Here is a 25038-nt window from a genome sequence, read left to right on the forward strand (position 1 = left end):
AAAAGCTCATGCATTTTGTCCCTTGGCAGCCAACGTGTTTGAAATCATCGTTCGCGAGCGGAAGCATGCTTATTGATAGTCGAGGGGAGCTCCAATGGCTGAGGCATATTTGGTTTGTGAAGTTCGTTATCACATCGATCGAGACGGCCTGGACGAATTCAAGATCTACGCGCAGACTTGGAAGGAGCTCATCGAGCGTCACGGCGGAAAGCACGACGGATATCTCATTTCTCGACAGGCTCCTATTGGCGCCACCATGAGTTTTCCGGGAGTTGGCCATGAGGACACGTCCGTTGTCGCCGTTGCGCGTTTCACATTTCCTGACGACGCGAGTTATCTGCGATATCGGGAGGAGGTCGGAAGAGATCCCGATGGTATCGAAGCGAATTCGCGATATCGGACAAACCCACCGTTTAAAAGCTACGAGCGGACATTTCTGGAGCATTTGGTCTGAATAATGAAATCCCCAGCGACTGCTTAGGGCGATCGGACATCTGATGCCCGCAAATCAAGACCGAGTTTCCATCCCGAGCCACCGGAAATCTAGGCTCCTAGTAACGTTGCTCGGTATCGGGTTGGGGTAATCTCCGATTTGCATATCGATATACTGAAGGTGAACTCCGCGAGTTTCAGTAAACCGAGCTCCCGTCAGCAGCGAGCAAATTCCGAAGATTGAGGCCCTTCGTTCCCCACTTCCCTGCCGCGACATCCCATTACTCGCAAGATTTATCGCTGGAGCTGACCCGACACCATCCGCATGATGAGGGTGATGCGCTGAGACCGGAAAGCGGGCCTTATTCTGCCGTGGCGCTCAAGCTCCGCCAATCCGTGGAGCGCTGCCCAGAAAGTTTCCGTGGCGGTATCTACATCCTGGGCGAAGGGCGCGATCACCGTTGCCATGGCTCCGAAGCCCTCTCGGAGCTGCGTTGGCGTATCGGATCTGGCGAAGCGTAGACCGGTGGGTAGGATAAACATCGCCTCGTACATCGCCGGTCGGGCGAAGGCGAAATCGAGATAGGCGGTCGCCACGCTTTCTACCGCTTCCTCGGGCGTGGACAACGGCCGGATCGCGGCGCGGAGGATTACGGCCAACTCTCCGAATCCCTCGAGCGCGACCGCGCCGACGATTTCATCGCGGTTTTGGAAATGCGAATAGAGAACGGGCTGGCTGTATTCGATCTCGTCGGCGAGACGCCGGATCGTGACCGAAGCCCAGCCGTCTCGTTCGGCGATCGTCCTCGCAGCGACAACGATCCTGCGGCCTCGTTCTTCCCTTTCCCGGGCCTTGCGTTCGCTGATACCCACCTTGGCTCCCGTCTTCATTCGTACGAATTCCCTGATCCTGAGGCTATCAAAAAGAACGTCGATTGACAAACTAGCGGCGCTAGAATATATGATGGCGCTATAAGAGCTGGTCGCGACGCGGCGTATCGGAGAAGAGATAGCAATGGATTCAGTTCAAATTTTCACGGGCACAACGGTGCTCAATACCGTCCTCGTCTGGCTGTCTGCAGCCGCGTTTCTCGTCGGGGCCATAGTGAACATGAGTGGCCACTCAAAAGTCCGCGCGGGCTTCGTGCAGCTTGGATTTCCATTCTGGTGGTGCTGGGTCACAGGTGCGCTCGAACTTCTAACCGCAGTGCTGCTGATTATAGCCAGCAGCCGATATATAGGCGTCGCTTTGGGCACCTGTATCATGCTCGCTGCGATCGCGGCTATTGTCCGTATCCGGAACTATCGAGAGCTCCCGCCGCCGGTGCTGTTCCTGCTGTTGCTGACACTGGTTGGTGTCGGCAGCCATGTTTGAGTACTCGCGTAGCACATGAGTCCATTACCCTGAGAACCTGCACGTAATTGGCTGGCTAAAGCTTTCCATAGCCAGACGTTGGGGCGTCATGCGAACGCTCCCCATCAACCTCTTTTGAAAGAAGGCGCCGTACGGAGCGAAATCGCCTCCGGACTGCGCAAAGCCACGGCCCCAAGGAGGCCAGATCATCATGTCACATCGCAAAACCAATACAGCCGTCGTCTATCATTCCGGTTACGGTCACACCCAGCGGATGGCGGAAGCCGTCGCGGAAGGGGCGGGCGGTACGCTTTACGCCATTGACGCCGACGGCAACCTTTCAGATGAGGCCTGGGCCGCATTGGATGCCGCCGACGCCATCATCTTCGGATCGCCGACCTACATGGGTGGTCCGAGCTGGCAGTTTAAGAAGTTTGCCGACACGTCCTCGAAGGCCTGGTTTGCCAACAAATGGCAAGACAAGGTCTTCGGAGGATTCACCAATAGCGCCAGCTTGAACGGCGACAAGCTCAACACCCTCGAATATTTCGTTCTTCTGGCGGGGCAGCATGGCGGTCTTTGGGTCAGCCTGGGTATGAAGCCGGCCAACGTGAAGGCATCGAAACGCGACGATGCCAACAGGATGGGGTCGTACATTGCGCCCATGGCGCAGTCCGACGCCGATGCAGCCCCGAGCGAAATGTCGGTCGGCGATCTGGAAACCGCCCGCGCTTACGGCGAGCGCGTCGCACGGATAGCGTTGCGGTTCGCTTCGGCTCAGGCCGCCTGATATCGGCGCTAGCTCTCAATGCGTAAACGGTCGCTGGATCCTATGGGCAGGCGGCCGTTTCTTGCATACCGGACACCCTCTTCTCCCGTCCCTGGTGGAAAATTTCCTCGACGCAGTGTCGGACGGATCCGGCTTCAATCGTCCCTGGGATAGCACGCCACAAATGGAGCGGACGATGAGCAACGAGATACCAACCATCATTACTGTCTTTGAACGATCGCCCGACCGCGGCCGGGGACTGGCGCGGGACATGCCGGTTCGCTGGGCGCTTGAAGAAGTGGGAGAGCCTTACGAGGTCCGCCTTGTGTCGTTCAAAGCGATGAAGGAGCCCGCACATCGCACGCGTCAGCCCTTCGGGCAAATCCCGACCTATGAGCGAGGCGATCTCGTTCTCTTCGAGTCGGGGGCGATCGTGTTCCATATCGCAGAACATCACCAGGGCCTGCTGCCGGACGACGCAAACGGCCGTGCCCGCGCCATCGCCTGGATGTTCGCCGCGCTTAACACGGTGGAGCCGCCAATCATCAACCGCGCCGTCCACGAGCCCTGGTACGAGCAGCGCCGTCCGCTCGTTGAAGAAGCCATCCGCGATCGACTGGGTGACCTGTCCGCTCGCCTTGGCGATGCCGACTGGCTCGAGGGCGCATTCAGTGCCGGCGACCTGATGATGATATCGGTGCTGCGCAGGCTGCACGCATCGGGCATTCTGAACGAATATCCGAATCTCCACGCCTATGTCAGGCGCGGTGAAGCGCGGCCTGCCTTCCAGCGGGCTTTCGACGCCCAGCTAGCGGTTTTCACCACCGCATCGAGTGGCTGATCGCGGTTTGCCGAAAGGCTGGCTGTCGTCGCAGGTTCGCCCGCTCAGTTAATTGAGCGCTCCGAACGAGCTGACGTTGCCTGCCGGAGCGTGTCGTCGGCTGCGCCTGCCGATCAGTTTTATGTCCACGCCCCGATCAGCATGCGCATGAAATGTTCGGCAGCGGGCGACAGCGTTCCGCCCCGACGGCGGACAACGCCGATGGTGCGCGAGATTTCGGGATTTCGGATCGGGCGTGTGACCAGGAACGGGTGCTCCCCCTGCGGGGTCGCCATTTTCGGCAGCACGGAAATCCCGAGCCCTGCCTCCACAAGACCGAGGGATGTGGAAAGATGGGTCACTTCGTAAAACCAGTTGAGCTTGATGTTCGATCTGGCCAGAGCAGCGTCAAGCAACGTCCTGTTCGCGCTGGAGCGATGAACTGTGATCAGCGGGTAGGGTTCAAGATCCTGCCATCGGACCTCTTTCTTTTCCGCTAGCGGATGGTCGCGCTTGGCTGCCAGGACAAATGGATCCTCGGCCAGCCTCTCGAAGACAAGATCGCTGTCAGAGCTTCCCATGATATTGATCCCGAATTCGACCTCGCCGCGTGCGACGGCCTGCAGTGCGTCAGTCGCGGTCAGATCGAGAATCCGAAGCCGAATATTCGGATATTCCTGGTTGAACTGGCGAATGACGGAAGGCAGGAAATAAAAGGCTGCCGTCGGCAGACATGCAATTGTTACCAGGCCTCCGCGCTTGGTTCCCAGTTCCCGCATCGAAAACAGCGAACCGTCGAACTCTTCGAGCATACGCTGCACCAGAGGCACGAGTTCGGTTCCAAGAGCTGTGGCTGCGACATGGCGCGTCGTCCGTTCCAGCAGCGGCGCGCCGATTGCCTGCTCCAGCTTTTGGATGCGCCGGCTCAGCGCCGGTTGCGACATGTTCAGCTGATCGGCCGCGCGATGAAAGCCCTGCAGTTCGACCACGGCAAGGAAGGCTCTAAGGTCAAGGATTTCGCAATTGATGTTCATTCCGTATCAATGCCCTCGATTTTAGCATTTCACATATCAATCATTAATTCCATAATAGCAATAACAAGGCGGATTGATACGCCAATCACATTATACGGCGAGAAAAACGCATGAATGATTTGCTCTCCATACCGTGCGTGCTGATGCGGGGCGGCACCTCGAAGGGCCCGTTCTTTCTGGCGTCGGATCTGCCGCAGGACCCTGCCGAGCGGGATCAAGTGCTTTTGTCCGTGATGGGCTCCGGGCACCCGCTTCAGATCGATGGTATCGGAGGGGGAAATCCGGTCACCAGTAAAGTTGCCATTTGCGGCCCGGGAACGGTGCCTGGTGCCGACGTGGACTATCTGTTCGCGCAGGTTCGCGTCGACAGGCAGATCGTCGATACCTCACCCAATTGCGGGAACATGCTGGCGGCCGTTGGGCCGTTCGCGATAGAGGCGGGGCTTGTGCCGGTCGCCGGAGAGACCACCCTCGTCAAAATCTTCAACGTCAATACCGGCAAGATGATCGAAGCCGAGGTTCCGACACCGAATGGTGCGGTAGCCTATCTCGGCGACGCTCGGATTGACGGTGTGCCCGGTCAGGCTGCTCCGATCGCGCTCACGTTCAAGGATGCGGCAGGTGCCCGAACGGGCCAGCTCTTCCCAAGTGGCAAATCGATAGAGACGATCGCCGGCATCGATGTGACCTGTATCGATTGCGCGATGCCGATGCTCCTGATTGAGGCGGCCTCGCTTGGCGTGACCGGATACGAGAGCGCTGCTGAACTGAACGGCAATCATTCGCTGATCGAGCGGCTGGAAGATCTTCGCATTCTCGCGGGCGAGAAAATGGGGATGGGTGACGTTCGCAGCCAAGTCACCCCGAAACCGGTTCTCATCTCTCAGGCCAGACACGGCGGCGCATTGAACGTTCGCTACTTCATGCCGAATGAATGCCATCCGTCACTGGCGACGACGGGCGCTGTCGGGATTGCAACGGCCTGTGTGAGCGAAAACACTGTGGCATCCCGCCTTATTGGCGTTCAAACACCGCCCGTCGTGCTTTCCATTGAACATCCGAGCGGCCATCTGGACGTGAAGCTGCAGTTGCGAGATGGAAAGCTCGTCGCCGGAATTCTTCGCACGGCACGTAGGCTGTTCGAAGGCCATGTCTTTGCAAAGCCCGCCAAAACGCTGGTTTGTGCAGCATAATCAAGCAACCTATGGTGCCGGGAGGGTGCCAAAATGGAGGAGATCGAATGAAAAAGCTTATTCTCGCACTCGCTGCGGCGGTAGCGCTGTCCGGAACGGCTTTCGCGGAACCTGTCCGCATCAGCGTTGGTTCCTACAACCTCAACAACCTGCCTTTCCCGGTCGCGCAGGGGCTGGGTCTTTATGAGAAAGAGGGCCTGGAGGTCACCGTCGAAAACTTCGCGTCGGGCGGATCGAAGACCCTGCAGGCGCTGGTTGCCGGCTCGACGGATGTTGCTGTCGGCTTTTACGACCATACGATTCAGATGCAGTCGCAGAACAAGCATGTTGTCGCCTTCGTGGAGCTTGGGCGCAATTCCGGGCTGGTGCTGGCCGGCGGCAAAGACGCGAAATTCGATCCGAAAGATCCGGAGACCATTAAGGGCGCCAAGATCGGAATTACCGCTCCGGGCTCGTCCTCGGACTTCTTCATTCGCTACTATCTTCAGCGGCATAAGCTCTCGGCGAACGACGTTTCGATCATCGGCGTCGGATCGGGCGCCGCGGCAGTGGCAGCGCTTCAGCAGGGCAAGATCGATCTCCTCGTAAATTACGATCCTGCGGCAACGTTTGTGGTCGAGAAGGGTGTCGGAAAGATCCTGATCGATGCTCGCAACGACGATGGTGCTAAGGAAATCTATGGCGGCATCTATCCGACATCGGTGCTCTACGCCACGCAGGACTACATTTCCAAAAATCCGGTGACCATTCAGAAGGTCACCAATGCAACGGTAAAAGCGCTTCAATGGATGAAGACGCACAGCGCCGCAGAGATCGTCGAAAAGCTTCCGCCGGAATTCATTTCGGGCGACAAGGAGACGTATATCAAGGCAGTTGAAAACGCGCGGCAGATCTTTTCCACGGATGGGCTGCTGGACGAAAAAGATATCAAGACGCCTCTCGATGTCCTGACGTCGTTCAACGACAAGGTCAAAGCTGCCAAGATCGACCTTTCCAAGACCTATACCAACGAATTTGTAGCTAAGGTGCCGGCGACGGCATCGAACTAAGGGAGGTTAAGATGTCCGTGACAGCCTTAAAGCCGGCAGCACAGACACCGCATGCGGCGGCGTCACCCAAAGCGATGGTGGCAATCGAAAATGTCACCATGGCCTTTGGCTCCTTCGTAGCGGTCCAGGATGTGAATCTGGCAGTGGCCGATGGCGAATTCGTCGCTATCGTCGGGCCGACGGGCTGTGGCAAAAGTACGATCCTGAATGCGATCGCAGGTCTTTTGAAGCCGGCAAAGGGCTCGGTCTCCATCGATGGCAGCGTGGTCTCCGGCATCCAGAATAATATCGGCTATCTGTTTCAGCAGGATGCTCTGCTCCCGTGGAAAACCGCGATCGAAAATGTGGAACTGGGGCCGATGTTCCAAGGCGTCGGCGCGGGCGAGCGCCGGGAGCGAGCCCTCAAATGGCTGGCGAAGGTCGGGCTTAAAGGCTTCGAGGATCGCTATCCCCATCAGCTTTCCGGCGGCCAGCGTAAGCGTGTGCAAATGGCGCAGGCGCTGATAACGGGGCCGAAGGTTATCCTCATGGACGAACCTTTCTCCGCGCTCGACATTCATACCCGGCATTTGATGCAGAATGAACTGCTTCGGCTATGGCAGGAAGAGCAGCGGGCCGTGGTTCTGATTACGCATGATCTTGAAGAAGCGATTGCTCTGGGCGATCGTGTTGTGGTTCTGGCCTCGGGTCCCCGGTCGCGCGTCATCGACAGTTTCCCTGTCGATCTGGAGCGGCCTCGCGATGTCGCGGAGATCAAGCTCGATCCCCGCTTTACCGAACTCTATCGCAATATCTGGGCTTCCCTGCGCGGTGAAGTGGAGAAAAGCTATGAACGCCATGACTGAGAGACTTACCCAACTGGCATTGCTGCTGGTCATTGTCGGCGGATGGGAGATCGGCGTAAACCTGGGCGTGATCGATGTCTTCTTCTTTCCCTCGCCTGTCGATATTCTGAAACAGGTATTCACATGGGTCACCGATCCCGGCTTCTTCAAGCATGTGACCATTACCCTCACGGAAACGGTGCTCGGCTACATCATCGGCACGGCTCTTGGCGTTGCTGCAGGCGTATGGCTCGGACTATCCCGCTCCGCAGCGCGAATCCTCGATCCGTTCATCAAAGGCCTGAACGCCATTCCGCGTGTGGTCCTTGCCCCGATCTTTGTCTTGTGGCTCGGCCTGGGCCTGTGGTCCAAAGTGGCTCTCGCCGTCACGCTCGTGTTCTTTGTAACCTTTTTCAACGCGATGCAGGGTGTGCGTGAAGTCAACCCCGTGGTGCTGTCCAATGCCCGCATTCTTGGGGCGAAGAAATCCGAACTGCTGCGCCATGTCTATTTCCCGGCTGCGGCGAGCTGGATCCTTTCATCGCTTCGGACATCCGTCGGTTTTGCGGTTGTTGGCGCCATCATCGGTGAATATCTGGGTGCATCGGCCGGTCTGGGTTACCTCATCGCGCAGGCTGAAGGGAACTTCGATGCCGTCGGCGTCTTTGCGGGGATCTTCATCCTGGCAGTGTTCGTCCTGCTGATCGATCTCGTCCTGGATTTCGTCGAGGCGCGTCTGATCAAGTGGCGCCCGCGTGCGCCGGAACGTACCACCTGATTGCGCCTACAAATCTTTCCTGGAGATGTTCTGGAAAGCCCTCGTCGCGGAACGGGGGCTTTCGAATTCTGTGGCTATAAAGTTTCGATTGGCTTTGCAATGTACCTATGTCTCCTGCCACGCAACTCCTGAGACATAAACATCGGACAAAAGCCGCAAGCAGCTATCTCGTTAACGCTCAAATGGCTCGCCGAGGGAGGCGACACCGTTGAGCTTGAGCAGGCGACGGTCTGCCGAGATGATGCCGAGGACGATAATCGTCACGAGATAAGGTAGGCATGACAAGAGTTGTGAGGGGACCGCAAATCCGGTCGCCTGGGCGGCAAGCCCCATAAGCGATACCGCACCAAACAGGCAGGCGCCCAGGAAGATCCTCCCCGTCAGCCAGGTTCCGAATACGACGAGAGCAATAGCAATCCAGCCGCGCCCGGCTATCATGCCGTCCGCCCAGAGCGGTGTATAGATCGTGGAAGCGTAAGCGCCGGCGAAGCCTGCCATCATGCCGCCGAAGGCAACCGCGGCGAAACGGATTGCAATAATGGGATAGCCGATCGCATGCGCGGCTTTCGGGTTTTCACCGACCGCGCGCAGCACCAGGCCAACCTTGCCATAGGCAAATAGCACCCATATGGCGATCGTCACGACAAGCGAGATCCAGACGACGATATCTTGATTGAAGAGACCGCCGATACCCGGAATGTCCGACAGCCCGGGGATCGCGATCTTCGGCAGCGTCGTGACGGTCAGGCTCTCATAACTCTTGCCGAACAGCGCCGAGAGCCCTTGGCCGAAAATCCCAAGAGCAAGGCCGGCCGCAACCTGGTTCGCGTTGAAACCCAGGATGATCCCGGCAAAGATCATCGAAAGGAGAGCGCTTCCTAGGCCCGCGGCGAGGAAGGCGAGAAAATGGCCGCCGCCGTGATAAACGACAATGAAGGCGATCGCGGCGCCAAGCGCCATCAGCCCTTCGACACCGAGGTTGAGGACGCCGGCGCGCTCCGCGACAAGCTCGCCCAGGGCTGCCAGCAGAAACGGTGTTGCAGCTGCCAGCATGCCCGCAAGAATGAACTCGACAGCGCTCATGATGTGCTCCGTACGGATGTGGGGCGCCATACGATACGATAGCGCACGAAGGCCATGGCGATCAGATAGATGAGAAGCAGGCTGCCCTGGAATACGCGGACCGCAGCAATGGGCAAATTGGCGGAAACCATGGCATTGTCGCCGCCGATATAGAGAGCTGCCATGACGATCGAGGAAATGACGATGCCGATCGGATTGAGACCGCCAAGGTAAGCGACGATGATTGCGGCGTAGCCATATCCGGTCGAGATCGAACGCTGCAGCTGGCCAAGCGGGCCGGCGACCTCGGCAGCACCGGCAAGACCGGCCGCTGCTCCGCCAATGATCAGCGAGAGCCAGATTGCCCAGCTCTCCTTGAAGCCGGCATAGCTTGCCGCCCGGGGCGCCAGTCCGCCGACCTGCAATTTATAGCCGGCGAAGCTCTTCTGCATGAAGATCCATGCGGCAATCGACAGAGCAAGGGCAAACACGAATGAAACATTGACGCGCGTTCCCTCAAAGAGGATAGGCACCATGGCATCGTATTGGAACATGACCGACTGCGGGAAGTTGAAGCCGTTCGGATCTTTCCATGGCCCGAGAAGCAGATAATTGAGCAATTGCGCGGCGACGAAGCTCAGCATCAGCGAGACGAGGATCTCGTTGGCATTGAGCCTGACACGCCAGAAGGCGGTGAGAGACGCCCATAGAGCGCCGCCGAGCGTGCCGAGCAGCAGCATCGCCGGCCACATCCATTGGCCCGTTGCCTGCGGCATCCAGATGGGTATGGAGGACGCGAAGATTGCCCCGAGAATAAACTGGCCCTCGGCGCCGATGTTGAAGACCTTCGTCCGAAAGCCGATCGCCAGACCCTGTGCGATCAGAAGCAGCGGACCGGTCTTCAGCAGTACCTCCGAGAATGATGCCCACGAGACGAACGGCTCGATCAGCATGGCGTAGATCACCGCTGCCGGGTCGCGGCCCATCGCAATGTAGAGGCCAAGATTGAGGGCGATGGTCACGACGAGGGCAATCGGCGGCGCGAGCAATTTCGCAGTCAGCGAGGCTCGTTCCCGTCGGACCAGGGTGGGCAGGGCGGCGGAGAAGGAACTGCTCATGCGGGCGCTTTCTCGCGTTGGGGCTGGACGCCGATCATGTATCGACCGATCTCTTCCGGGTGGGTGTCGCGCGTGACGAGCGGCGGGCTTAACCTGCCGTGATAAAGGACCTGGATAAAATCGCTGAGTTCGAACAGCTCCTCGAGTTCTTCCGATATGACGAGAATGGCCATGCCCTGATTGCGCAGCTCGATCAGCCGCTTGCGAATAGCGGAGGCCGCGCCCACGTCGACGCCCCAGGTTGGTTGAGCTAGGAACAGCAGTTTCGGCGCCAGCATGATTTCGCGCCCGACAATGAACTTCTGCAGGTTTCCGCCGGAAAGCGAGCCCGCTTCCGCATCCGGGCCGGGCGTGCGCACGTCATAATCTCGAATGCATTCGTTTGCGAAGTCGGCCGCCTTGCCGCTGTCGAGGAGGCCATGTCTCACGAACCCTAACGGATGCGCCGTTAGCAGACCATTGAGGGTCAGCGACATTTCGGGGACGGCGCCATTACCCAGCCGGTCTTCCGGGACAAAGGCAAAGCCGAGCTTCCGGCGGCTCGCCGCATCGAGACCACCCACGTCGTGTCCCATCATGAAGATCTGGTCGCGCTTGTCCCGCGGCAGGGTCGTTTCCCCCGAAATCAGCGCGGCCAGTTCCTTTTGTCCATTGCCGGAAATGCCGGCAATGCCCAGAATCTCGCCGCTGCGCACGCTCAGGCTGATGGTGGAGAGCGGCATGCCAAAAGGATCGTCGGGTCGGTAATCGAGGCCAATGAGTTCCAGGCGCTTTTCGCCTTCGGCCATAGGCAATGCAGGGATTGCTTCCGGCATGTCGCGGCCGATCATCATGCGGGCGAGATCATGGGCGTCATGCTCGCGCGGATCCACATGCCCGGTCACATGGCCGGCACGCAGGATGGTGGCGCGGTCACACAGGGACTGGATCTCCTCCAGCTTGTGCGAGATGAAGAGAATCGAGACACCGCCGTCACGCAGGCGGCGCAGCGTCTCGAACAGCTTCCCGACAGCCTGCGGCGGCAGCACCGATGTCGGCTCGTCGAGGATCAGCAGCTTCGGATCGGTCATCAGGCATCGGATGATTTCCACCCGCTGCCGCTCGCCAACTGACAGTTCGTGCACATGGGCGAGCGGATCGACTTCGAGGCCGAATTCATCCCCCAATTTGCGGATGCGCTGCGCAAGTTCGGCCCTGCGGCCGGCCACGATCAAGCGAATGTTCTCGACGACCGTCAGGTTCTCGAACAATGAGAAGTGCTGAAAGACCATCCCGATGCCGGTACGCCTCGCCTCCGCTGGGGAGGCAAGGCTGAGAGGCTGCCCATGCCAGGCGATAGTCCCTTCGTCCGGTTGTTCGACGCCGTAGATCAGCTTCATCAGGGTCGATTTGCCGGCGCCGTTTTCTCCGAGGATGGCATGGATCGAGCCCTTGGCCACGTCCAGGTCGATATGCTTGTTAGCATGGACCTGGCCGTAGCTTTTAGAGATGCCGCGCAGCGACAGCAGCGGAATGGTCATGACGTGATTACTTCGGCAAAGGCGTCTTCACACCTTTGACATGCCAGTCCATCGCGACGATCTGGGCATCCGTCAATGTCGCGCCCGAAGCAGCTCCCTCGCTGCCGTCGGCCTTGGTGATCGGGCCGGTAAACGGCGAGAAGCTGCCGCTTGCGATCTTGCCTTCGGTTTCTTTGATCTTCGCCATGGTATCGGCCGGGATTGCCGTGCTCCAGTCGACGACCTGGACGACCTTCTCCGCGACGCCGAGAAACGCGTTGGCGCCTTTGAACGTGCCGGCGAGATGGGCATCGACCGATGCCTTGAAGAAGGGCGACCAATCTGTGGACACGCAGCCGAGATAGGTTTTCGGCGCATATTTCTTCATCGAGGAGTTCAGGTTGAAGGCGTAGACACCGGCTTCCTCGCAGGCGGAAATGACCGAAGGCGTATCCTGCGCGTTCGAGAAGATCACGTCGCAGCCCTGCGAGATCAAGGCCTTGGCCGCTTCCTGTTCCTTGGCCGGATCGAACCAGGAATTGACCCAGACGACCGATACCTCGATGTCGGGCTTCACCGCCTGCGCTCCGAGCGTGAAGGCGTTTACCGACGTGATCAGTTCGGGAATCGCGAAGGCGGAGACCGAACCGAGCTTGCCCGTCTTGGAGACGGCGGCTGCCGCCATGCCAAGCAGGTAAGTTCCTTGAAAATACTTGGCGGCGAAGGGGGAAAAATTCGGCGCGACCTGGAAGCCGGAGGCATGAAGGACGCTGACCTTCGGATTGCGGCGAGCAACCTGAAGCGCACCGTTCTGATAGCCGAACGAGCCGGCGATCAGGAAATGGTTTCCATCGGCGACCGTCTTGTTCATGATGCGGTCCGCATCCGGACCTTCGGCAATGTTCTCGATGACCGTCACCTTGACCTTGTCGCCATAGGCGGCCTTGATCGGATCAAGGCCCGCGGCCAGCGCATGGCCCCAGCCGACATCGCCGATCGGCGAGGGCACGACGAGCGTGATGCCCAGCGGTTCGTTTGCGGCAAAGGCAGAGCGGCCGGTAAAGGCCGTTGCGAGGCCTGCAACAGCCGCGCTCTTCATCAATGTTCTGCGGGTCAGATTCTTCTGCATCCCAGTTCCCCTTTTGGTTTTTCAGAATTCTACTGTTGCAAGTGCGGCCTCGGCCGCGGCAAACAGCGCAGCCTCGTCCAGTCCGGTAAATTCACCGCCCTGCCAGACAATGCGTCCGTTGATCATGGTCAGATCGGTGGGCATGCCGATCCCGACCTTGGCAATCAGGCTCAGCGGGTCATGCCGAGTCCCGACATAGTCCATCCGTCGCGTATCGATCGCGAAGAGGTCGGCTGCCATGCCCGGGGCGAGACGCCCGATATCCGTGCGTCCCAGCAGGCTTGCGCCTCCGCTTGTCGCATAGCGCAGAAAATCGAGCGGGGCTGGAACGGGGTGCTGACGCGTCGAGGCCGTCAGGCACTGCAGCATATAGGCGGAATGGATGCAGTGCATGAGGTTCGAGTTGTCGTTCGATGCCGCTCCATCGCAGCCGAGGCCGATGCGCAAGCCGAAGGCCTGCATCGCCGGAATATCGGTCACTTCGGCGCCGACGAGGTAAACCGGCTCCGGACAATGGGAGACGCCGGTGCCGCTCGCCGCCATCTTGCGCAACTCGTCATGCGTCAGTTCCCAGCAATGGGCGTAGAAGGCATCAGGGCCGGCAAAGCCCAATTCGGTGCAGTAATCGACCGTGCGCATGCCGTGCCGCGCCTCGATGACCGGGCTCTCGCCTTCGCCGACATGCGTGTGCATCTGCACGCCGCGATCGCGCGCCAGCGCAACCGACTCGACGAAGGTTTCGCGATAGCAATTGACCGGCTGGCAAGGCGCGACCACCACCTGGCGCATGCTGAAGGGGCCGGCATCGTGATAGCTGTCGATCAGCCGCGCGCAATCGGCGATGAATTCATCCGTGGTTTCGAGCATGGCGTCCGGGATCGTCGACCCCTCGGATTTCGGCAGGGTGTTGCCGCCGCGGCCTGCATGAAAGCGCATGCCGAGAAGGTCCGCTGCCTCGAACTGGCGGTCGATCAGACGCTTTCCGGCATGGCGGGGAAAGCAATATTGATGATCAAAGGCGGTGGTGCAGCCGTGCTTGATCATCTCGGCCATGGCGGTGACCGAGGAATGATAGAAGCAATCCTCTGTCAGTCGCGAGAAGATCGGATAGATGCGGTCGAGCCATTCGATGACGGAGAGCTTCGTCCAGTCGAGATCCGCCCGGTTGCGCACGAAGCACTGAAAGAAGTGGTGATGGGTGTTGACGAGCCCCGGATAGACGAACCAGCCGGATGCGTCCTGGACGATCGTGCCCTCGGGCAGGGCATTCAGCGACAGGTTCTCGCCGATCGCCTGGATCGCCGGGCCGTTGGTAAGCAGGTCGACGTTTCGGCGTACGCTCGGTCCCTTGCCCTCATCGACGATCACAGCCGCACAATTTTTCAGGAGGTAGCCGGTCATTTCATCACCTCTCCGCCGCCGGGTGCGGATCTGGTTTCAGCTCGTGCAGGCGGTGAATGCCGGGCATTTCGATGAAACCGGGCAGGCTGCGGATGGCGCGCATCCAGAGCCGGATCAACGGGTAGGGGTCAAGCGAGATGCCGCCGTCGGGCGCAAGCGCGACATAGGGAAAGCAGGCGATATCGGCGATGGTCGCCCGGCCTCCTGCGAGGAATTGCATACCGCGTTCGCCCTGCTCGAAGAGGCCAGCTTCGAGCTCGCGCAATGCCGCAACCCCTTGCGCCTGCAATGCCTTGATATCTCCTGGTCGCAGGAGCATTTCGTGGAGCCGTGCGCCACCAAGATTGGCGGTCAGGCGATGCGAGAAGGAGAGCCATTGCTGTACGCGCGCCGTCTCCTGCGGCGAATCCTGCCCCAGCCATTCAGGCGCAGAATTGGCAGCGAGATAGGCAAGCATGGCGGAGGATTCGGTGAGCACGAGATCGCCATCTTCGAGGATCGGGATGGAGCCCGCCGGATTGAGCGCCATAAGCTCCGGTCCGCGGTGCTCCGCGCCGGGATGGAAGTCGACGGGCCGGATGTCGAGCTTGATACCCAGGATCGCGGCCATCAGCCGTACCTTGTAGCAACTCGGCGATAGAACATAATCGTAGAGCTTCATTGTGCGACCAACTGTGCGCCGTAGGTATAATTATGGCGCTTGAGCCATCGCCGGTAGGCGACCGAGGTGAGGTCGGCCCTTGTCGGGATTTCCATGCCGGGATCGAGCGGAAGAAGCGCGGGTATCTGGTTTTCGAGGATCGAGCGGTCCTGCAGGAAGATCGTCTGTTGAAAGTGGATGAGGTCCGTCATCGGCGTTTCATCATCGAAGAGCGCCATCCATGGCCACACGTCGCAGAGGTCTTCGGCAAGAGGCTGGACGAACAAGGTTATGACGTCCCATTCGCTGGGGCGCGGAGGGCATGTCTTGTAGAGGACGGAACAGGTCGGGGCTGGCACGCGGTACATGTATTTGGTGGTAATGCCGCCGGTCGCGGATTTTGCAGCCTGCGGCTGGTAGAATTTTACTTGCGTTGCCCAGACTTCATCGACACCCTCGCGGATCTCGACCTTGTAGTTTTCGACTTCCGTATGCGGTTCCGCGCCGAGGATGTCGGTGTGGACGAAGGGAAAATGCGCGATGTCGAGAAAGTTCTCTACGGCGCGAAGCGGCGAGCAGCGCACACGGACCACGCCGACATCGACGAAGCGCCGGCCGGGCTGATCGGCCTCCGGAATGGCGAAAAGCTCCTTCTCCGGGTTCCCGAGGGAGGACCAGATATGGCCATACCGCACGCGGATGGGGAGGGCTCTTCCCTCGGCAGTTATCACCTGCGCATTGCCATGCCGATCGCGCGCGACCTCGATCGCCTCGCCCATTAGCCAGGTCTTGCTTCCCTTCTCGCTGAGCTGGCTGAAGAGGCCGACAGGATACCATTCATCGATCATGGCGCCGCCTTTCATTCCGCGATCTCCCTATGGCGCTCTTCCGCCGCACGGCGGATGGATTCGACAGTCCGGGATGCCGCAATGCGGTCTGCCGGGCTGCGATCCCTGTCGACCATGAGAAGAACGAGCGTATGCTTTTCCTGTAGCGCCAGCAGCAACCCGATCCAGGGAAATTCCGGCAGGCGGATCAGTCCCCTCGCGTCGACCTTCGCCCCTGTTGCGGCCTCGATTGCCGCGACATCCGCTTCCACGCTCAGAGAGCGTAAAGGGACAAGCTCGTCAAGCTGTGGAGGCTGTGTTGCCGGCGGTGCGACGGCTGCCCATAAGATGCCGCCCGCTTCTTCGATCTGCTGGACGGCGACGCGGATGGTTTCCGGGGGAACCAGATCCGGATGGGCGGGAATGCGAATACATCCGCCTGACAGCGAATAGCTCCATCCGTGATAGATGCAGGACAGCGCTTCGCCGCGGACGAAGCCATGCGACAACCTCATTCCGCGATGCGGACAACGATCGGAAGATGCAGTTGCGCGGCCCGACTGACTGCGCCACAGGGCGATCGGGCCAACCGATGTCCAGGCCGGTATGACGGTTCCTGGCGGCAGATCAGAGGAAAGGGCGACTGGCGCCCAGGATCCGATCCCATCAAATGGCATAGCCTTAACTCTCTTAATTTCACCAATGGCTTAGCGCCGCTGGTCATAGGCAGGCGCCGATGCCTGCATCCCGTACCGCTCAAAGGTTTTGCATAAATAATTCGCATTGGCAACAATGATTAAATAAAAGGCAATAGATCAGGAATTTCTAAGATGCGATGGCTGCGGCTCATTTATGACCCTGCGCTGGATTTCCTCCACCCAGACATCGATCGGACCGAGTGAGCAGCCCATTTCCAGCATGTCGATCAGTTCCACAGGCCCGGTGACCTCAAGTTCGATCCGGTCTGCATCGGACTGGAAAAACGTCTGCGAAAGCCCGAGCTTATTGGCGTGACGCCGGATCCAGGGGACGAACGAGGCTACGTTAAGATCGCCGAGTATCGTCATGCGCTCCCGAAATTCACCTTGCGGCACGTGCATTCGCCAATGATCCTTGCCTTGCATCAAGATGACAGAATAACCGCTTCGCGGGTTTGCGAAAGGGGCATCTTACAAAGCAATGCTCCGCCGCCCCTGTGGACGGCGGAGCTGGGACCATGTCAATTTTTGACCGTATCTTCCAGGAAGAAGCGGCCGAGCGGATTTTGATGGAAATTGTCGACGTTCTTGCGCGCAACGTTGATATAGGGGCTGTAGTAAAGGTCGATCCAGTTGACATCGTCCTTCGCCATCTTCTGCAGGTCGATATACATCTGCTCGCGCTTCTTCGGGTCCAGCTCTAGCCGCGCCTTGGCGACGAGATCCTTCACCGCATCGTTCTTATAGTTGGTCATATAGTTATTGTTTGAATCGTGGCCGAGAACGAATGTCGTTTTCTGATCCGGATCAAGGATATCGTTGGTCCAGTAGTTGACCGAAATGTCGTAGTCACCAGCGATGGTCATATCCCATTCCTGGCTCGGATCGACCTTCTGCAGGTTGGCGGTAATGCCAGCCTTGGCAAGCTGCTGCTGCACCAGGACGGCCGTCTGCTCATCCACTTCATCGCCAGCGCGAATGAGGTACTTTACAGTGAGATTGGAGACGCCTGCTGCCGAAAGCATCTGCTTGGCCTTCTCCGGATCGTAGGGGCGTTGCGGATTATCCGCATAGTAATACAAGGCGCCTTTCGGGATGTAGGAATTGGCGACCGTACCCTGATGGAAGGTAACGGCGTCGACGATCGCCTTCTTGTCGATCGCCATGTCGAGGGCCTGGCGGACTTCTTTCTTGCCGAGGTCGCCATGGGCGTGATTGATCAACAGGTGATCCTCACGCGTGGACGGATCGATCAGCACAGTGAGGTTCGGGTCCTTTTTCAGCTCTTCGACGCGCGAGAACGGCACGAAAATGGCGGTATCGAGCTGGCCGGCCTGCACGTTCAGCATCCGGGTGTTGTCGTCCGGTACCGAGATCCATTCAACGCCGTCGAGCTTGACGCGGTCGGCCTGCCAGAAATTCGGGTTCTTCTTCAGGATGATGCGATCGCCGCGGCGCCATTCCTCGACGGAGAAGGCGCCTGAGGCGATCGGTTTTTCCGCATAGGCATCAGCGCCTAAGGATTGCATGCCCGCCTTCGAGATGACTGAGGCATTCGGAAGTGCAAGCGTCGACAGGAAGGGTGCCGATGCGTGCTTGAGTTTGATCGTCAGCGTGTGTGGATCAGTCGCGACGGCGGTATCGATCACCTTATAGGAGTCGCTCCAGAGTGACGCCGGATCATCTCGGATGCGCAGCAGGCTGAAGGCTGCGTCATCAGCCGTCAGCGGCGAGCCATCGGAAAATTTCGCGTCGCGAATCTTGAAGACATAGGTGAGGCCGTCCTCCGAGGCGGTCCAGCTTTCCGCAAGACCCGGCTCCAGCTTCGTGCCTGTCTTGTCGACGCGCACCAGCACGTCATAGACGTTGGAGAACACCCAGTTGTCGATATTCTGCGCCGTCTTGATCGGGTCGAACGTCGTCGAATCCTCGCGGCGGCCGATGGTGAGTACGCCGGCCGCTTCTGCATAGCTTGCGCTCAGCGTCAGGCCGGCGAGAATGGCGGCAAGCCCGATTGTCTTCCACTTGTTGGTCATGAATTCGTTCCCTTCGTTGTTATCGCATGCGTTTGGCTGATTGGGTCTGCCCGGCCTGTGCCGCGTCGCGTTCGCCATGCAAGGGCCTGTCCGGATCGATATCGGGAATGGCTGCAATGAGCGCTGCGGTATAGGCATGTTTCGGGTGGGAGAAGATCTCCTGCGAGCGGCCTTCCTCGACGATCTCGCCGCGATACATCACGACGGTCCGCTCACAGAGATTGCGCACGATGGCGAGGTCGTGGGCGATGAAGATCAAGGTCAGGTTCATCCTGCGCGTCAGTTCACGGAAGAGATCGATGATCTGCGCCTGGATGGTGACATCGAGGGCGGCCACACATTCGTCGGCGATGATAAGCTTCGGGTCGACCGCAAGCGCCCTTGCAATGCCGGCCCGCTGGCACTGGCCGCCGCTCATGCTGCGCGGCTTGCGATCGGCGAATTCGCGCTCCAGCCCGACGAGGTCGAGCAATTCACCTATGCGTACGGGGATCTCAGCCTTTGCGACCTTGCCCTGAACTTTCAGCACCTCGGCAAGCGTCTGGCCGATCGTCAAGCGCGGGTTGAGTGCGTTGAACGGGTCTTGGAAGACCATGGCCGTTTCGCGCCGGAGCCTTGCGAGGCCGGCGCTCTTCTGCTGGGTCAGATCGACACCGTCGAAAGTCACATGGCCGGAGGAAATCGGGGTAAGGCCGAGAATTGCACGGGCAAGCGTGCTCTTGCCGCTGCCGGATTCTCCGACGATGCCGATGGTTTCGCCCGGCATGACCTGCAGGCTGACGCCGGAAACGGCGCTGACCGTCTTTGCGCCGCTGCCCTTTAAGAAACCGCCGCCGACCCTAAAGTCGACACGCAGGTCATCGATTTCGAGAAGCGGCCTGGCTGACCTCTCCGGCCTTGTGGGTTCCGGCTGCGTCATCGCCGCTTCGTCGGGCAGAGAAGGGTGGCTGTTGATCAGATCGATCGTATAGGGATTTTCAGGCTGGCTGAGGATCGTCCTTTTGGGACCCTGTTCAAGCAGCCGGCCGCTGCGCATAACGGCGATCCTGTCGCAGGTCTGGGCGACGATGCCGAGATCGTGGGTGATGAGGATGATCGAAAGCCCGCGCTTGTCGCGAATGTCGATCAGCAGCCGCAGGATCTGCGCCTGGATGGTGACGTCGAGGGCCGTCGTCGGCTCGTCAGCGATGAGGATCTTAGGATTACAGGAGAGCGCGACGCCGATCATGGCACGCTGCCGCATTCCGCCGGAAAACTCGTGCGGATAGCTGTCATACTGTCTTTTGGGATCAGGAAAGCCGACCTGCTCAAGGATCTCGGTTGCGGCTGCGCGCGCCTCGCGCGTTTTGAGCCCCTGATGGTAGCGGATGCCTTCGGCGATCTGGTCGCCGATGCGCATAACGGGATCGAGATGGCTCGTCGGATTCTGGAAGATCATGCCGATCTCGCCGCCACGCACCTCAAGCATCTCGGCATCGCCGATTTCCGTGAGCTCCCGCCCTTCAAGGCGAATGGAGCCGCTTTCGATCTTCAGAAGCGACGAGGGTAGCAGCCGAACCAGCGAGCGGCACAAGAGGCTCTTGCCCGAGCCGCTCTCGCCGACAAGACCGAGAATCTCGCCCTTGCCGAGATCGAGCGAAACGCCGTCGATCAGCGTGCGGGTGCCACCATCGAGTCTTGCCTTGACCACGAGGTCTCGAACGGAGAGTAGGGGGTCGCTCATTCATGCACCCCCAGCAGTTCGCCAAGCGCGTCGCCCAGCATGCTGAAGCCGAAGGCGAGGCAGACGATGGAAAGGCCGGGAAACAGCGTGATCCACCAGGCCGTGGTGATGAAGCTCTGGCCTTCCGCCACCATGACACCCCACTCGGCGAGCGGCGGCTGAACGCCGAGGCCGAGATAGCTGACGGCCGCACCGCTCAGGAGCACCAGCACGGCATCCGACATCGAAAAGACGATCGAACCGGCAATGGCGTTCGGCAGCAGGTGACGGAACATGATCCGGGGACGGCTGAAGCCGAGGCTGACGGCAGCAACGGCATAGTCGCTGCCCTTCAGCACCAGCATCTGCGCGCGGATGAGGCGGGCATAGGAGACCCAGCCGACCAGGGCCATGGCGATATAGAAGCTGCTCAGTCCTGGTCCCAGAATGGCGATGATCGACAGCATCAGTACCAGGAAGGGGAAGGCCAAGATGATATCGACGATGCGCATGAAGATCGCGTCAACAATGCCGCCGAAAAAGCCAGCGATCGTGCCGACCGTCGTGCCGATCAGAAACGGGAAGAGCACGCCGATGATGGCGATCTGCAGATCGATGCGCGTACCCCAGATGACGCGCGAAAGAATGTCTCGTCCGAAATTGTCAGTACCGAACGGATGCAGGAACGACGGCGCCTGCAGGCGCATATCGGCATTCTGAAAGATCGGGTCATAGGGCGCCACCATTGGCGCTGAAATCGCCAGAAGGAGAAAGAACAGAAGGATGCCGCCGCCGAGCGTCAGCGTCAGGTGCTTCCCCAAAAACCTGCTCCAGCCGAGGGAGGCGGTCGCTGTTGCCTCGATGCTCATAGCTTCACCCGCGGATCGACGGCGACCGTGACGATATCGGCGAGGAAGTTGACCAGCACCGTGGCGCAGGCAAAGACCATCGCAACTCCCTGAACGACCATGTAGTCGCGCGAGAAGATGGCACGCACCAGCAGTTGCCCCATGCCGGGCAAGGCAAAGACGCTTTCGACGACCACCGTGCCGCCGATCAGCCAGCCGATGTTGACGGCGAGTAGGTTGATTGATGGTACCAGCGAGTTCGGCACGACATGCCGCCAGAAGACGATGCCCTCCGGCATGCCGCGGGCACGGGCCGCAGTCGCCACATCCGATTTCAGAGATTCGATCATCGCCGTCCGCAGGCTGCGGGTCAGCACCGTCGAAAGCGATAGCGCAACTGTCAGAGCCGGCAGGATGAGATGAGCGATCTTCCCGCCGATCGTCGAGCCGTAGCCCGAGACCGGCAGGACGCCGAGCTGGACACTGAAGAGGATGATCAGCATCAGCCCCAGCCAGAAGGGCGGAAAGCCGATGCCGAAGGTCGAGACGACGCGCACGATATGATCCGGTGCGCGCCCGACATTGCGCGCGGCGATCGCCGACATCGGCACGGCAATTAGGATCGACAGGATGACGCTCGAGACGACCAGTGCGATCGTCGGCTCGATCCGCGTCGAAATCAGCGGCAGCACGTCGATCTTGTAGAGGATCGATTTGCCCATCTCGCCATTGCCGAGGTTTTTGATGAAATAGAAATATTGCAGCCACATCGGCTGATCGAGGCCATATTGCGCGCGAATGCTGGCAAGTGCGGCCGGCGTGGCGCGCGTACCGAGGATATTGCGGGCGGGATCGCCGGGAATGAGGCGGACCAGAATGAAGGTGATGACGCTGATGCCGAAGAGGACAGGCAGGAATTGCAGTGGCCGTGTCAGTACGAATCTATAGCGATGCATAGCGGCGATCGCCCCCTTGTCGTCGGTGGGATTGGATCACCTTAACTTGCATCAGCTTTCCCTATGCCGTGACAGGAAATCGAGGAGCGCCGGATAGTAATCCCACGGGTTCTCGTAGAAGGGCATGTGGCTGGCATTGGCAAAGATCTTGAGTTCGGCATCCTTCAAGGCAAGCTTCATCCTGAGTGCGCAGGCCGGCGTCAACTCGTCATGTTCGCCCGCCGTGATCAGCACCGGCATGGCAAGTTGCGGAAGGTCCGGAATGCGGTTCCAGTCCTTGAGATTGCCGATATAGAGAAATTCGTTCGGCCCCTGCATCGTCTCGTAGGGACCCATGTTCCAATCGTCGAGCGAACGGCGAACCGGTGCCGGCCATTCTGGCAAGCGGCAGACATGGCGATAGTTGAGGATGGTGACGGCGGCGAGATATTCGGGGTGATTATAGGTGCCTTGCGCCTCGTGCTTCTGCATCATCGCGACGGTTTCCGGGCCGAGCGCCGCGCGCAGCCGCTCCAGCTCCAAAATCAGATGCGGCATGTCTGCGACGGTATCTTCGAGGATCAGCGTCTTGAGGTTCTCGGGATAGGTCAGCGCATACTCGATTGCCAGCCAGCCGCCCCAGGAGTGGCCGAGCATATGGACCTTGCCGAGGCCGAGCGCCTTGCGGACGGTCTCGGTCTCCTCCACGTAACGGCCGATGGTCCATAGACCCTTGTCGGTCGGGCGGTCTGAGGCGCCGGTGCCGAGCTGGTCGAAGGCAACGACCCTGTACCCCTTGTCGATCAGGCAGGAATGAGCCTCGCGCAGATAGTCGCAGGGCAGGCCGGGGCCGCCGTTCAGGCAGAAGACCGTCTCAGGGCCGCTGCCAAAGCTGTAGGCGACCACCTTGTAGCCATCGACCTCGATGACATGCCGCGCCTCAGGCTCAATTTCACGCCACATTGACAACTCCGGCGAAAGATTCTGCTTGCTCAATATTTGAGCATGGCTAAATTTTTACCTTAAACCGCGCTCGGCACCAGCTATAAGAAGTGATAGGTTGGGAGGTCGCAGGCACAGACGGGAACCGCTGCATGTTCGATCAAATCGGAACCATCAGGCGCCAGTTCACGGCGCATCAGACGCTGGACGGCCGCATCGACCATATCTTCGAGGGTATGAAGGCAATCGGCTTCGAGGCTTTGATCTACGATTATTCGCCGGTTCCCTACGACCTCGACGGCAAGATCATGATCCCTTCGCTTCTGAAGCTCCGGAACATCTCCGACGACATGTATGAATACTGGTTCGATCGCGGCTATTTCCGCATCGATCCGGTGCAGCAGGTGGCGCTACGGACTTCGGCGCCCTTCTTCTGGAATTATGATCCCGACGCCGATACGCTGATCAAGCGCTTCATGAGCGAGGACACGGTTCCCGTCGCGCGCTACCTGAGCGAGCGCGACATGTCGACGGGTGTCACGGTGCCGGTGCATATGCCGCGCGGCGATTACGCGACGGTCACGGGAATTCGCTTCGGTGCCAACAAGGAGTTCGAGCGCGATGCCCTGCGCTATATCGCCGATTTCAACCTGCTTGCGCATGTCTTCCACGAGACGGCCTATTCGCTCTTCGACACTGCAGCGCTGAGTGTCGGCAAGATCCGGCTCACGGAGCGCGAGAGGGAATGCCTGCGCTATTCTGCCGAGGGCTATTCCGCCAAGGAGATTTCCCGCATCATCGATCGTTCGGTGCCGACGGTCGTCATGCATTTGAATGCCGCGGCAAAGAAGCTCGGTGCCAAGAACCGCACGCAGGCGGTTGTCCGCGCCACGCATTATCGGCTGCTGGACGCACAGCCATCCTATAACTTGTGATAGCTGCCGCAGCCGTTTCGGTCGCGTTATGGTCTGGTCCATCGAAGCCTGGAGATGGAGAGACACGTGGCCGCAATCCCGACGCAGGAAGCCTTTCTGCCCTTTCGCGAATACCGGACATGGTACCGTGTCACCGGTTCACTCGATTCCGGCAGGCTGCCGCTCATCGTCGCCCATGGCGGGCCTGGCTGCACTCATGACTATGTCGATAGTTTCAAAGACATTGCCGAAATCGATGGCCGCGCCGTCATCCACTACGATCAGCTCGGCAACGGCAAGTCGACGCGCCTGCCGGAGAAGGGTCCTGATTTCTGGACGCCGGCGCTTTTCCTCGATGAGCTCGACACGCTGTTGAGGCACCTCGGCATTCAGGATCGCTACGCCTTTCTCGGACAGTCCTGGGGCGGAATGCTGGGTGCCGAACATGCGGTGCGTCAGCCGAAGGGTCTGAAGGCGCTGGTGATTGCCAATTCGCCGGCCAACATGCATACCTGGGTCGCAGAAGCAAACCGCCTTCGCGAGGAGTTGCCGCAGGAGGTGCAGGACACGTTATTGAAGCACGAACGCGCCGGCACGATCACCGATCCGGAATATATCGCCGCCTCCCGCGTCTTCTATGATCGCCATGTCTGCCGCGTCGTGCCCTGGCCGGAAGAGGTTGCCCGCACCTTCGCCACCATGGACGAGGACAATTCCGTTTACCGCAACATGAATGGCCCGACCGAGTTTCACGTCATCGGCACGATGAAGGATTGGACGATCGAAGACAGACTTCCGCTCATCGAGGCGCCAACCTTGCTGATCTCAGGCAAATTCGACGAGGCGACGCCTCTAGTGGTCAAGCCTTACGTCGATCGCGTCAGGGCCTGCGAGTGGGTGCTCTTTGAAAATTCGAGCCATATGCCGCATGTCGAAGAGAAGGATCTTTGCCTAAAGACGGTCTCCGAGTTCCTGGAGCGGTATGACTGATCTTTCGGTCTTAACGGCGTGTCAATTGTGATGCCCGCCTCGCT

Annotated in this window: 26 protein-coding genes; 10 read left to right on the forward strand and 16 right to left on the reverse strand. The window is 59.5% G+C overall.

The window, feature by feature from the left end:
* Positions 1-94 precede the first annotated feature (94 nt).
* A complete protein-coding gene (locus AC13QE_RS00425; protein WP_488482112.1) occupies positions 95-454 on the forward strand; it encodes a hypothetical protein in 360 nt (119 codons plus the stop codon).
* Between the two features lie 272 nt (positions 455-726).
* Here AC13QE_RS00425 and AC13QE_RS00430 read toward each other — a convergent pair whose 3' ends face one another.
* Entirely contained in the window at positions 727-1305 is a 579-nt protein-coding gene (locus AC13QE_RS00430) for a TetR/AcrR family transcriptional regulator (RefSeq protein ID WP_488482850.1), read from the reverse strand.
* A 142-nt stretch (positions 1306-1447) separates the two neighbouring features.
* On the opposite strand from AC13QE_RS00430, the gene AC13QE_RS00435 reads away from it, so the two are divergent.
* The 3 genes from AC13QE_RS00435 to AC13QE_RS00445 all read left to right on the forward strand — a co-directional run bounded on the left by AC13QE_RS00435 (position 1448) and on the right by AC13QE_RS00445 (position 3396).
* A complete protein-coding gene (locus AC13QE_RS00435; RefSeq protein WP_488482113.1) occupies positions 1448-1807 on the forward strand; it encodes a DoxX family protein in 360 nt (119 codons plus the stop codon).
* 190 nt (positions 1808-1997) lie between these two features.
* The gene (locus AC13QE_RS00440) at positions 1998-2576 is read left to right on the forward strand and encodes a flavodoxin family protein (protein ID WP_488482114.1); all 579 of its coding nucleotides are present in this window, start codon (positions 1998-2000) and stop codon (positions 2574-2576) included.
* A gap of 175 nt (positions 2577-2751) precedes the next feature.
* On the forward strand, positions 2752-3396 hold the full coding sequence (locus AC13QE_RS00445) for a glutathione S-transferase family protein (RefSeq protein WP_488482115.1): 645 nt from the start codon (positions 2752-2754) through the stop codon (positions 3394-3396).
* A gap of 119 nt (positions 3397-3515) precedes the next feature.
* Here AC13QE_RS00445 and AC13QE_RS00450 read toward each other — a convergent pair whose 3' ends face one another.
* On the reverse strand, positions 3516-4409 hold the full coding sequence (locus AC13QE_RS00450) for a LysR family transcriptional regulator (protein ID WP_488482116.1): 894 nt from the start codon (positions 4407-4409) through the stop codon (positions 3516-3518).
* 110 nt (positions 4410-4519) lie between these two features.
* Here AC13QE_RS00450 and AC13QE_RS00455 point away from each other — a divergent pair, with 110 nt between their 5' ends.
* From AC13QE_RS00455 to AC13QE_RS00470, 4 genes are read left to right on the forward strand one after another with little or no spacing between them, the layout of a single operon-like run.
* A complete protein-coding gene (locus tag AC13QE_RS00455) occupies positions 4520-5602 on the forward strand; it encodes a 4-oxalomesaconate tautomerase (RefSeq protein ID WP_132720408.1) in 1083 nt (360 codons plus the stop codon).
* 47 nt (positions 5603-5649) lie between these two features.
* A complete protein-coding gene (locus tag AC13QE_RS00460) occupies positions 5650-6651 on the forward strand; it encodes an ABC transporter substrate-binding protein (RefSeq protein ID WP_488482117.1) in 1002 nt (333 codons plus the stop codon).
* An 11-nt stretch (positions 6652-6662) separates the two neighbouring features.
* Positions 6663-7496, forward strand: a complete 834-nt coding sequence (locus tag AC13QE_RS00465; protein WP_112338120.1) for an ABC transporter ATP-binding protein — start codon at positions 6663-6665, stop codon at positions 7494-7496.
* Positions 7480-8253, forward strand: a complete 774-nt coding sequence (locus AC13QE_RS00470) for an ABC transporter permease (protein WP_488482118.1) — start codon at positions 7480-7482, stop codon at positions 8251-8253. Before AC13QE_RS00465 ends, AC13QE_RS00470 begins: the two co-directional genes overlap by 17 nt.
* A 171-nt stretch (positions 8254-8424) precedes the next feature.
* Here AC13QE_RS00470 and AC13QE_RS00475 read toward each other — a convergent pair whose 3' ends face one another.
* The 14 genes from AC13QE_RS00475 to AC13QE_RS00540 form a co-directional block, all read right to left on the reverse strand.
* Positions 8425-9336 (reverse strand): ABC transporter permease, encoded by a 912-nt coding sequence (locus tag AC13QE_RS00475; RefSeq protein ID WP_488482119.1) that lies wholly within the window; start codon positions 9334-9336, stop codon positions 8425-8427.
* Complete coding sequence (locus tag AC13QE_RS00480) at positions 9333-10433, reverse strand: ABC transporter permease (protein ID WP_488482120.1); 1101 nt, start codon at positions 10431-10433, stop codon at positions 9333-9335. Before AC13QE_RS00480 ends, AC13QE_RS00475 begins: the two co-directional genes overlap by 4 nt.
* Positions 10430-11953: an ABC transporter ATP-binding protein gene (locus AC13QE_RS00485; RefSeq protein ID WP_488482121.1), complete on the reverse strand. Its 1524-nt coding sequence runs from the start codon at positions 11951-11953 to the stop codon at positions 10430-10432. The genes AC13QE_RS00480 and AC13QE_RS00485 overlap by 4 nt, the downstream gene beginning before the upstream one ends.
* Positions 11954-11960: 7 nt before the next feature.
* The gene (locus tag AC13QE_RS00490) at positions 11961-13061 is read right to left on the reverse strand and encodes a BMP family ABC transporter substrate-binding protein (protein WP_112338127.1); all 1101 of its coding nucleotides are present in this window, start codon (positions 13059-13061) and stop codon (positions 11961-11963) included.
* Positions 13062-13082: 21 nt separating this feature from the next.
* Positions 13083-14462 (reverse strand): amidohydrolase, encoded by a 1380-nt coding sequence (locus AC13QE_RS00495; RefSeq protein ID WP_488482122.1) that lies wholly within the window; start codon positions 14460-14462, stop codon positions 13083-13085.
* A 4-nt stretch (positions 14463-14466) separates the two neighbouring features.
* Positions 14467-15123: a glutathione S-transferase family protein gene (locus tag AC13QE_RS00500; protein WP_488482123.1), complete on the reverse strand. Its 657-nt coding sequence runs from the start codon at positions 15121-15123 to the stop codon at positions 14467-14469.
* Positions 15120-15965, reverse strand: a complete 846-nt coding sequence (locus AC13QE_RS00505; protein WP_488482124.1) for an aromatic ring-hydroxylating dioxygenase subunit alpha — start codon at positions 15963-15965, stop codon at positions 15120-15122. The genes AC13QE_RS00500 and AC13QE_RS00505 overlap by 4 nt, the downstream gene beginning before the upstream one ends.
* Positions 15962-16606 carry a Rieske 2Fe-2S domain-containing protein gene (locus AC13QE_RS00510; RefSeq protein ID WP_488482125.1) on the reverse strand — a complete coding sequence of 215 codons (645 nt, stop codon included), beginning with the start codon at positions 16604-16606 and terminating at the stop codon, positions 15962-15964. The genes AC13QE_RS00505 and AC13QE_RS00510 overlap by 4 nt, the downstream gene beginning before the upstream one ends.
* Positions 16607-16744: 138 nt before the next feature.
* A complete protein-coding gene (locus AC13QE_RS00515) occupies positions 16745-17029 on the reverse strand; it encodes an acylphosphatase (protein WP_132720420.1) in 285 nt (94 codons plus the stop codon).
* 119 nt (positions 17030-17148) lie between these two features.
* Positions 17149-18663 carry an ABC transporter substrate-binding protein gene (locus AC13QE_RS00520; protein WP_488482126.1) on the reverse strand — a complete coding sequence of 505 codons (1515 nt, stop codon included), beginning with the start codon at positions 18661-18663 and terminating at the stop codon, positions 17149-17151.
* Between the two features lie 19 nt (positions 18664-18682).
* Entirely contained in the window at positions 18683-20386 is a 1704-nt protein-coding gene (locus AC13QE_RS00525) for a dipeptide ABC transporter ATP-binding protein (RefSeq protein WP_488482127.1), read from the reverse strand.
* Positions 20383-21234 (reverse strand): ABC transporter permease, encoded by an 852-nt coding sequence (locus AC13QE_RS00530; protein ID WP_488482128.1) that lies wholly within the window; start codon positions 21232-21234, stop codon positions 20383-20385. Before AC13QE_RS00530 ends, AC13QE_RS00525 begins: the two co-directional genes overlap by 4 nt.
* Positions 21231-22169: an ABC transporter permease gene (locus AC13QE_RS00535; RefSeq protein WP_488482129.1), complete on the reverse strand. Its 939-nt coding sequence runs from the start codon at positions 22167-22169 to the stop codon at positions 21231-21233. Before AC13QE_RS00535 ends, AC13QE_RS00530 begins: the two co-directional genes overlap by 4 nt.
* 51 nt (positions 22170-22220) lie before the next feature.
* Complete coding sequence (locus AC13QE_RS00540; protein ID WP_488482130.1) at positions 22221-23111, reverse strand: proline iminopeptidase-family hydrolase; 891 nt, start codon at positions 23109-23111, stop codon at positions 22221-22223.
* 131 nt (positions 23112-23242) lie between these two features.
* Between AC13QE_RS00540 and AC13QE_RS00545 the strand changes: the two genes are divergently transcribed.
* Both AC13QE_RS00545 and AC13QE_RS00550 read left to right on the forward strand, forming a co-directional pair.
* Positions 23243-24025: a LuxR family transcriptional regulator gene (locus tag AC13QE_RS00545; RefSeq protein ID WP_132720426.1), complete on the forward strand. Its 783-nt coding sequence runs from the start codon at positions 23243-23245 to the stop codon at positions 24023-24025.
* Positions 24026-24079: 54 nt separating this feature from the next.
* Entirely contained in the window at positions 24080-24994 is a 915-nt protein-coding gene (locus tag AC13QE_RS00550) for a proline iminopeptidase-family hydrolase (protein WP_488482131.1), read from the forward strand.
* Positions 24995-25038 lie beyond the last annotated feature (44 nt).

Source organism: Martinezella sp. CNPSo 3957 (assembly GCF_057784395.1).